The following is a 6,940-nucleotide window of genomic DNA, read 5'->3' as shown; positions in this document are numbered from 1 at the left end:
ATCCAAATTGATCAGTAATGTCCTGGAAGCAGCACAGATCCTTCCAAGCATCTCTTTCAATACAGCTATTGATACAGCTATTAAAAAAACAAAACAAACGATAAAATATAAGCAATCACCTACTCAAAAAGCTCAACAACCAAAAGCCGTGAGCTATAGAGGGCTTTGTTGCACAAACCTATTCATGACGGCTTATTCAGCAAAGCCAATATTTTGAGCGGTCAGATTCGCATACCATTGATAATCTACATAGCCTTTGTCAAAGACCACAATACTGCCAGAGGGAAACTGGAATTTTCGGCCTTGTACCATGTCATTTTCTTTACCATTTTCAACTGCAACAAACTCAGGAATATGATTGCTGTGATTCAATCCTATGCTGAGTTTCATGCTGGCTTTTGAATCATGAACTTTGGCCCATGCGCACAAGGAAAGCGACAGATCAATGTGACTGGCATCCAGGGAATACAGAGGATTCTTGAAGCGAAATTTATGGGCTACTTTTGATTTTTCACAGTATTGCAGTAATTGATGAAACATCTGTTTATACAAGGCAGCAGGTTGCTCCTCGTTGATTCGTGCCAGCGTGCTTCGGGGAATAGACTTTGCTCCGAGATGATTAAGCTTTTCCTGCTGGGACTCAAGATTGGATTGAATATCCCGTAGGCTTTGTCGGCAGGAAAGTTGGGACATTAACAGGGCAATAAACTGATCCCATCGAGAAGCAGATCTGAATTTCTGCCCAACATGATGTTGTTTAGCAAGCCGTTCAAAATCTTGTCGTAAGACTGGTTTAATTAACTGATGAAATACGGTATTCTGATGTGACAAAACCTGAATCCTGGTCGTTAAAGTGTTTGTTTGCACTCATATTTTAACTGTTCGGACTCAGGTTTTTTTATTTAAATCAAACTATGGGACAGCAGTGGCTTACAGCTCCCTTTTTTGTTGTGTAAACCCCAAATAGAAATGTCCGCTTGTAGAATCTGCGCTTTTGCTATTATCGAAGCGGACGGTTTATATCATCAATGCTGAAATTAAAAATCTAGATCATAATCACGATTTGGCTGCTTTTCAGGTTCATAAGTTTGCTCTAAGACATCGCTTTGAGGAGTCGGATTAGGCTTTTTCACCTCGTGGATATGGCTCTTTATGTTCTCAAAACTCTCTAAACACGATTGATATGACGCTCTTTGATGTTTCAAATGGTCATTTTGAGGCTCTAAAATAATTTCACATTTCAGATAGTTAAGCATGCGTTGGTCGTTTTTGATGATCTCCTCGATTTTGTCATAGTCCCATGTATTGATCATTCTGCTTGCTTGGCTGATGTATTTCTCCAAGTTTTGAGCTTTTTTCTGCACACAACCAATCAATTGCAATAGATTATTATCGTTGTATGCTTGCTGTTGTTGGGCTGAAAGTTGTTTGTGATCAGCAACGTAACCAGGGTAATAAGCGTCAATTCTCAAGTCACGGAAATCTGTAGCCGGCTTTGGCTTGGGTCGAATTTTAGCGACTAGGGGTTCTAGTTGTTCAAGTTGTTGATTAAGGTCATTAATCGTTCTACAGTTTCCCCAAGCGTATTGATCTGCTTGCTTTGCATCTCCAAGTCTGTGTAAAAGTCGGTGGGTAGCTGCAATTGCAAGATGGTTGAGAGTGCTGTCTCCAGGTCTGTCTGCTGTGTGTCTAGCGTCTGTTGAATGGATTTTAATTCGATCTTTACCAGGTCGCTGACAATGCTGTTTAAATCCAGTTGATTTAATGCTGTCGTTAATTGCATTTGTAACTGGGTTCTCAAGTTTTCTTGAAATGCTTGCTGTAATTGCTCCGAAAATTCGCCCTGCTCGAGCTTTGAAAGTTCTACTTTCATAGCCAAAATCAAGGCTTGTTGAGCTTCTTTCTCTGAGTTCAAGTTGTTGATTTTGTCCTTTAAACTCTGCTCTACTTCGCTGTAAGTGGTCAAAATATTCTTTAATGAACTGACCTGTTGACTCAAGGCTTCGTTTTGTTCTGCTAACAAGCTGTTTTGTTGACTCAACAAGGCGTTTTGCTCTGTCAAAAATTGGTCGATCTCGGTCTGCATAACTTATCTCCGTATGCTGTTTAGGTAATTGAGTTGGCTCTGAATTGTTTGTGAATTCTGTTGAATCATTTCTTTTTGTGCTTGGATGGTTTTTAGGTTTGTACTGAACTGATAGATCGTATAAAAACTGATTAAAATCATCAGCCCCCCAAAAACTGTACTCGCCCATGTCATGTATTTGGCTTTTTGAGAGTTTAATAGCGACTGAATTCCGGTCTCTATTAGCTCGCTTTGGCTCTCTTCTATCGCCTGCTTCACTTGGGCCTGGACTTGGGCTTGGATGCTCTTCTGATCTATCGAAATGCTGCCAATTGCTTTGTTGATTTCGGTCTGCAGCGATTCGATTGAGACTGAAAGCCGTTGGAGTTTCGATATATCTGTATTCGATATCTGCTCGTGGATTGCTTTTAACGCTACTAGATAGTCCATTGTTGCTTCTTGCAGCACTTGTGGTGATAGATTCCCCACCTCGGTCAAAATCGAGCTTAGATTGGATTCTATGGATCTTGTCGTACTCTCTATCCCGTTTAAAAGGGTGGTACTGTTCATGATAGGCAGCTCGCTTTGCTCGATAAGTTTCTCGAAGTTGATCAGCGTCTGTGAGAGCAGCTGCAAGCTCACGATCAGTTGGTTTATTTGATTCTGCCTCTCGAAGGCGCTCTGCATAAGCTCCAAGTTCGAATTTTTCATCGTAAAACGCCCCTTTTAGTCGGTGTTTGTCATTGTTGTTTAGGCGATGAGATCAAGATGCGAGAGCAGCGTAGTGTCACGCAAGGTAAAAAGCTCATGGAGATGCTGAGCTCTGCGATCAAGGGCTATCAGAACAAGGTACTGACTGCAGCCGAAGTGATTGATGAGCTCATCAAGTTGGCTAAGGCAATCCAAGAGTCAGACAAAATGGCAGAGGAACTCAACCTGACTGAATATGAATATGCGTTCTATTCAGCAGTTGCAGACAATGACAGTGCTAGAGAGTTGATGCAAAAAGAGATCCTGCGCGAACTCGCTGTTGTGCTGACTGAGTCTATTCGTAAGAACGTAACCTTGGATTGGACCATCAAAGAAGCTGCCAGGGCGAAGCTGAGAGTCATTGTGAAGCGTCTACTCAAGAAGTATGGCTATCCACCTGATATGGCTTTATTGGCTACTGAGACTGTGCTTGAACAGGCTGAGCAATTAGCAGAAGAGCTCTCTGCTGCTTAATTTTTTGCAATCAAATTACAACTATTAAAAAACTAGATTAGTTGTTTTAAACAACTAATCTAGTTGTACATCACATCTCAAGACCTAACTCTTTGAGGACACTAGAATACTTTCTGACAACCTCGGGATCTTGTAGTTCAATCAGGAGCCTTTTCTCTAGATCAGCATAGCTTTCCCCTACTGCAGCTTTTTGGCTTGCAAATGGATCATGGTGAGCTAGCTTGTTTGCAAAGAATTGAATCTGCTTGTCTGTTAGCTTCTTAGCTTTGCTGTGCGTGACTTCCTTAGGTTGTTGCTTAGTTATGAACGTAAATGAGAAACCACCGATCATACGTCCAGTTTTATGTTGCTCCATAATGGGATTATTAGATTTGCACTGAAGAAGTTAAAGGAAGAATGAAACTAAATAGAAACCAATTTGAAACTAATTTAGTTGTAAATTGGTTTTAATATACAGGCTGTACTAGATTAATCTAGTACAGCCTGTATAAAAATTAATGGCTAATGATATCGAGAATTTTTTTCCATAAAATCTCAACGACTTCTTCCTGACTTATATCATGCAGGTAAACTTCCGAAATTTCTTGTTGAAGCCACTGCTCTAATTTCTCTTGATGTGAAGAGTGACTTGAATATCCATTCAATCCAAAGTAAGTGATCATCTTATTTGATGAATTTCCAGAATCGTAACTCATAAAATCATACAGCTTCTGTAAAACAGATTTAATGACCTCTTTCTGAAAACTCTTCCGGATTTTTTCCTCTCGGTACATCAAGTCTAAGTTATTGTGGGTTAAATACACATTTGGCATAAATTTATCCTTGTAAAGTAAAGGATCACAAGAACTAGAAACAATGAGGATATAGATAACTTTACTTTCGATATCTACTATGAAAAAATCCCTACGCTAACCTACCAAGTGGCGTAGTTTATTGCCTCATATTCTTATGATCGTAATAAATGGGAAAAAGAGTTTTTAAAGCTCTTTTTTTTAAACAATTTTTTTGGTAACCAAACTGGTTACCAAAAAAATTAACTTGTTTTATGAAGGTTGTCAATCATATAATCCATACAAATAGCTATTTTTTTTTGAGACACTTCAATGGATGAGTTTGTTGCATTCCCTTCTTTTGGCTATTTCTTTGAAAATAGCGACACGGGTATTTCTGATAAAGATTTTGAAAAAATAAAATATGAAATCAATGACTTTGATATCATTGTTGGGAATGAAATAAACTCTTTACATAGACTTGTTTCGCAATCCAAAGAGTTTGATCTGATTGTTATAAAACCAGAGATCGATTTTTTTCTTTTTGTGGGGCTCTTTAAAAACAAAGATTCTGTACTTAAACATTACCGTCAATATTTTGAATTATTGAGACAATTACTTACTGATAACGGTAGTCTATATGTACATGTTTCCAATCTTCACCTAATGAGTGAATTCCAAGTAATATTAGATAAAGTTTTTGGTGAAGCTAGGTGTGTGAATCAAATTTTACTAAAAACCCATAATTCTTCATTTAAAGCATCAAAAGGTTTTACTAAAACCGCTCATGAGGTAATTCTTTTTTATACCAAAACAGATAACTTTATTTGGAATGATCTGGTCCAGACAATCACAGATGATAATTTAGCTAAAAAGTTTCCTCATGTGGATGCACTGGGGCAATTTAGACTCATGCCTTTACATGTTCCTGGTGTACGAAAACATGGTGAAACTGGTAGACAATGGAGGGATATGAATCCACCCGAAGGTAAGCACTGGCGTTTTTCTCCAGAAAAAATGGATGAACTTGATCAACAGGGCCTTATTCATTGGTCAAGAACAGGTAATCCACGTTTAAAGGATTATGTTAAAAGTGATACCGGTGTTAGATATACAGATTATTGGGACTTAGCATCAGCAAAAAATTCAACATACCAAATTAAAAATCTGCAGAAAGCCTATGAGGTTATTATTAAATCCAGTACCAATGAAGACTCTTTAATATTGGATGCTTTCAGCTTTGATAGCGTCTGTTTGAATGCGGCAAATAACTTAAATAGAAAATGGATTGCAGTAACACCTAATATAGAGTCCTTTTTATTTACATTACGTTATTTGGAAAAAGACTTTTGCTCGAAAAATTTGGCAAGGGCTATTACAACTCCAGAATTTATCTCCAATGAGTTCGCTAATCCTAGCCCTGTGTATAAGGTACAAAATAAAAATTTCGGACATTTAAGTCTTTTAAATAACCTTAGATTCATCTTAAATAATTAAATTTGTGGAAAAAACTTTAAGCTGCTGAACAGCTCAAGCTATAGCTAAATTCTAAAAAGATCAGCACATAAAAATGCCTGTAAAATCCATTTTTATAGGGTTTTAGGTGTGCTGATAAATTCAGTATTTAGCTATATCTTCTTATGAACATAGTTTGATTTTTACTGTCATATTGTCCTATAGCCTAACGGAACAAAATAAAGTCTTAAAAAGCAACTCAAAAACCGTATTTATAGACTTAATATTTAATTTCGGTACAATATGTATTTAATTATCTAAACTCTAACGGTACAGAATGCCTAATCAGGTCGGATATATTCGAGTCAGTTCAACTGAACAAAATACTGAACGTCAATTAGATGGAATCAGCCTGGATAAGACCTTTACTGAAAAGGCAAGCGGTGGTAGCCGTGAACGTCCTCAGTTAAATGCAATGCTCGACTATCTGCGTGAAGGTGATACGGTGCATGTTCATAGTATTGATCGTCTGGCACGTAATACAAATGATCTGAACGAAATTGTGAATAGTCTGAATGATCGTGGTATAACCATTATTTTTCATAAAGAGAATTTGACCTTCAGTCATGATGTAGCACAATCGGCAATAAATAAACTCATGTTTCAGATGCTTGCTGCATTTGCAGAGTTTGAACGCTCCATGATCCGTGAGCGTCAAAAGGAAGGAATTGCAAAAGCCAAAGCGAAGGGCTTATATAAGGGAAGAAAGCGGAAGGTTGACTATGTTGAAATACGAAAAGCAATGGCTGAAGAAAATTCAACATTTAGAGGTGTTGCAGAAAAGTTTAAAGTAGGGATAGCAACAGTACAAAGAGCTTTAAAAGAAGAAACTAATAATCAATAAGGTTGATTAATGAAGACGCTTAGATATTCAAATTTAGAAAAGATCATGACCATTTATACTGAAATTTCTACTTATATTACATTTCATAATGCGACTGGTTTAACAGATATAAATAAATCAATGGAAGATTTTTGAACCGTACCGGGTTTGTCGGAGACCAAGCTTTCTGAGAGAATGTCCCGATGAAAAAAGTAAAATATACCCCTGAAATCAGAGAAAGAGCGGTTCAATTATTGATTGAATCCGAGAAAGATTATCCATCGAATTGGGCTGCGATCACCGCTATTGCTCCCTGAGCAGTATACTGCGCAAGGGTTGTACTCCTGAAACACTACGTGTTTGGTATCAAAAATATTTAGATAAACAAAATCCAGTTAAAGTACAGCAGCTTTCAGACCAAGAACGTATCAAACAACTCGAACGCGAAAATAAAGAACTGCAACGCGCCAATGAAATTCTACGTAAAGCAGCCGCTTTTTTCGCCCAGGCGGAGCTCGACCGCCCACACAAATAATGGTGGAT

Annotated in this window: 5 protein-coding genes and 4 pseudogenes; 5 read left to right on the top strand and 4 right to left on the bottom strand. The window is 37.8% G+C overall.

Features of this window, described 5'->3' with window-relative positions; genetic code table 11:
• Positions 1-217, top strand: a 217-nt coding sequence (locus HX124_RS16845; protein ID WP_286384207.1) for a hypothetical protein, incomplete at its 5' end; no start/stop codon positions are given.
• Here the strand turns inward: HX124_RS16845 and HX124_RS16840 are convergent.
• Positions 202-831, bottom strand: a pseudogene (locus HX124_RS16840) (IS4 family transposase); the annotation flags it as partial. The gene HX124_RS16845 and the pseudogene HX124_RS16840 sit on opposite strands and share 16 nt — an antisense overlap.
• Positions 832-2,089: 1,258 nt before the next feature.
• The gene (locus HX124_RS16835; protein WP_100355863.1) at positions 2,090-2,776 is read right to left on the bottom strand and encodes a hypothetical protein; all 687 of its coding nucleotides are present in this window, start codon (positions 2,774-2,776) and stop codon (positions 2,090-2,092) included.
• A 39-nt stretch (positions 2,777-2,815) separates the two neighbouring features.
• On the opposite strand from HX124_RS16835, the pseudogene HX124_RS16830 reads away from it, so the two are divergent.
• Positions 2,816-3,289 (top strand): annotated as a pseudogene (locus HX124_RS16830) (type I restriction enzyme endonuclease domain-containing protein); the annotation flags it as partial.
• 70 nt (positions 3,290-3,359) lie between these two features.
• Here the strand turns inward: HX124_RS16830 and HX124_RS16825 are convergent.
• Together HX124_RS16825 and HX124_RS16820 are read right to left on the bottom strand one after the other, a co-directional pair.
• Positions 3,360-3,641 (bottom strand): annotated as a pseudogene (locus tag HX124_RS16825) (replication initiation protein RepM); the annotation flags it as partial.
• 142 nt (positions 3,642-3,783) lie between these two features.
• Entirely contained in the window at positions 3,784-4,101 is a 318-nt protein-coding gene (locus HX124_RS16820) for a hypothetical protein (protein WP_100355864.1), read from the bottom strand.
• Between the two features lie 291 nt (positions 4,102-4,392).
• On the opposite strand from HX124_RS16820, the gene HX124_RS16815 reads away from it, so the two are divergent.
• The 3 genes and pseudogenes from HX124_RS16815 to HX124_RS16805 form a co-directional block, all read left to right on the top strand.
• Positions 4,393-5,556, top strand: coding sequence for a DNA methyltransferase (locus HX124_RS16815; RefSeq protein WP_100355865.1), 1,164 nt, complete (start codon positions 4,393-4,395; stop codon positions 5,554-5,556).
• Between the two features lie 295 nt (positions 5,557-5,851).
• Positions 5,852-6,418, top strand: a complete 567-nt coding sequence (locus tag HX124_RS16810) for a recombinase family protein (RefSeq protein WP_006581699.1) — start codon at positions 5,852-5,854, stop codon at positions 6,416-6,418.
• Between the two features lie 182 nt (positions 6,419-6,600).
• Positions 6,601-6,940: pseudogene (locus HX124_RS16805) on the top strand (IS3 family transposase); the annotation flags it as partial.

The organism is Acinetobacter sp. 226-1 (assembly GCF_030329325.1).
Classification (GTDB): domain Bacteria; phylum Pseudomonadota; class Gammaproteobacteria; order Pseudomonadales; family Moraxellaceae; genus Acinetobacter; species Acinetobacter sichuanensis.
Note: the sequence above shows the minus strand (reverse complement) of the source record. Positions and strands in the feature narration are given on the sequence as shown.

Bases quoted from the DNA above. Each gene is read 5' to 3' on its own strand.
- HX124_RS16835 (WP_100355863.1), bottom strand. From the start codon at position 2,776: ATGAAAAATTCGAACTTGGAGCTTATGCAGAGCGCCTTCGAGAGGCAG.
- HX124_RS16820 (WP_100355864.1), bottom strand. From the start codon at position 4,101: ATGCCAAATGTGTATTTAACCCACAATAACTTAGACTTGATGTACCGA.
- HX124_RS16815 (WP_100355865.1), top strand. From the start codon at position 4,393: ATGGATGAGTTTGTTGCATTCCCTTCTTTTGGCTATTTCTTTGAAAAT.
- HX124_RS16810 (WP_006581699.1), top strand. From the start codon at position 5,852: ATGCCTAATCAGGTCGGATATATTCGAGTCAGTTCAACTGAACAAAAT.